The organism is Hyella patelloides LEGE 07179 (assembly GCF_900659865.1).
Lineage (GTDB): Bacteria > Cyanobacteriota > Cyanobacteriia > Cyanobacteriales > Xenococcaceae > Hyella > Hyella patelloides.
Genome location: NZ_LR214417.1, coordinates 1 through 1,834 on the forward strand (window position 1 = coordinate 1; position 1,834 = coordinate 1,834).

Sequence of the window (1,834 nt, forward strand, 5' to 3'; positions counted from 1 at the left end):
CCAAAGACCCAAGTAACAGGTACTTTGTCTCTTTTTTGGTTGAGGAAGAATTCTCGCAATGGACACCGACAACAGAAGAAATCGGAATTGACTTAGGAATTAAAGACGTAGCTGTTTGCTCAAATGGTTGGGCATCTGGCAATCCCTTGCACTATCAAAAATACCAAGCTAGACTTAAAACTCTGCAACGTAGACTAGCTAAGAAGAAGAAAGGGTCTAACAACAGATACAAGGCAAGGTTAAAAGTGGCAAAGCTTCACGCTAAAATAGCCGATGGCCGAAAAGATTTTTTACATAAGCTAAGTTCAAAATTGGTTAGCGAAAACCAAGCTATCTACACTGAAACTCTAGCAGTCAAAAATATGATGGCTAATCACAAGTTAGCCAAAGCCATAGCTGATTGTGGTTGGGGTGAATTTTTGCGCCAACTAGAATATAAGTGCAAATGGCATGATAGGCAACTAGGAGCAATAGATCGTTGGTTTCCATCATCTAAACGGTGCCATCCATGTGGGTACATCATAGACAAGTTACCTCTTTCAGTTCGTGAATGGAGTTGTCCTAGGTGCAATAGTCTCAATCAAAGAGACAAAAATGCAGCCTTGAACATTTTAGCGGTCGGGCAGACCGTGTTGCGATGCGACCCCGCGTCGCCGAAAGGCGCAAGGGAATGCGCATCAAGACGTGCTTGTGGATCAGGCTCTAGCGGGGATACGTCTTTGACGAATCTAGCTATCTTGGGATGAATCAAGAATCCCTCGGCATAGCCGATGGGAGTATGTCAATCAGGACTAACTATTTCTGCTACCCAAGCACTTTTGACATTGATGCCTATTTGTCGGTAAACTTCTCTCACCGTTTCTGTATCTGCTGCTTTGTATTCACAGACCGATCTGCGACCATCGCGGGAAATCAAAGAGCGAATCCAGATTAAGTTACGTGCCTTTAAACAGGGAGTTATTTTTTTTTCTAATGCCTCCATAGTTTCATCGTTGAGAGGAGGATTATAAGTGGCTTCGATAACGACATGAACCATAGTTTTAGTTGTTAAATCAATTCTAATTTCTCATTTAGTTGTTGTTCCAAGTCAATAATCTTTTGTTTGGCGCGATCGCATATACTTTGATTACCAAGATATTTTTGGAGTTGGGTAAATTGCTCGATTGCTTCAGGCATATCATCCATCATCCATTTTCCTCGAATCAAGGTTAACCAAGCTAGGGCAATATCGCTAGGATGTGCCACGATTTGAGCAGCTTTGAGAGCGTTTTCAGCATAAATGAACCCCTGTTCGAGATTTTGATGTTCTAGAGCGATTTCCGCAGCGTAAGTTAAGACGTAAGCTAGTTTGCGTTGGGTATCTAATTCTTGAAGAGCAGCGATCGCTTTTTCTAATTTCTTAGCAGCAGATTGAGGATCGCGAGCATAGTAAGCTAAGGTTTCAAGAGCTTGGGTAAAAGCTGCTTCACTACCTCCTTCTAGTTTAGTAGCGATAGAAATTAAATCTTGACAATGATTAAAAACAGATTCTAAGTTTTTAGCTTCCAACTCTACCATGACTAATTCTGTTAAACCAAGCCATTCATCCCAATGATTTTGCTCGACGCGATCGAGAATAATTCCTTGTTTTAACGGGACTTAAACAATTCTGACAATAAAAACAAGATATAATGCCTTAAATAACTGAGTTGAGCATTACTCTATAAGGCGATCGCTATCATGAGAGAAACTACTCCCGCAGCTATGCCTCCCTGTTTCGATAGATGGTGTAAAAAGTTTGATGATTTATTAAGAACTAAAGCACAGAAAAGAGAGTTTAGACATTATTTAGGGG

3 protein-coding genes are annotated in these 1,834 nt (G+C 40.8%); 1 reads left to right on the forward strand and 2 read right to left on the reverse strand.

Going from position 1 to position 1,834, the window contains the following annotated elements; translation table 11 throughout:
- A partial coding sequence (locus H1P_RS35400; RefSeq protein ID WP_144876473.1) for an RNA-guided endonuclease TnpB family protein occupies positions 1-746 on the forward strand: 746 nt, incomplete at its 5' end.
- A 35-nt stretch (positions 747-781) separates the two neighbouring features.
- On the opposite strand, the gene H1P_RS35405 is transcribed toward H1P_RS35400, so the two are convergent.
- Positions 782-1,036, reverse strand: coding sequence for a nickel-binding protein (locus H1P_RS35405; RefSeq protein WP_144876475.1), 255 nt, complete (start codon positions 1,034-1,036; stop codon positions 782-784).
- 11 nt (positions 1,037-1,047) lie between these two features.
- The gene (locus tag H1P_RS35410; RefSeq protein WP_144876477.1) at positions 1,048-1,557 is read right to left on the reverse strand and encodes a hypothetical protein; all 510 of its coding nucleotides are present in this window, start codon (positions 1,555-1,557) and stop codon (positions 1,048-1,050) included.
- Positions 1,558-1,834: the final 277 nt, after the last annotated feature.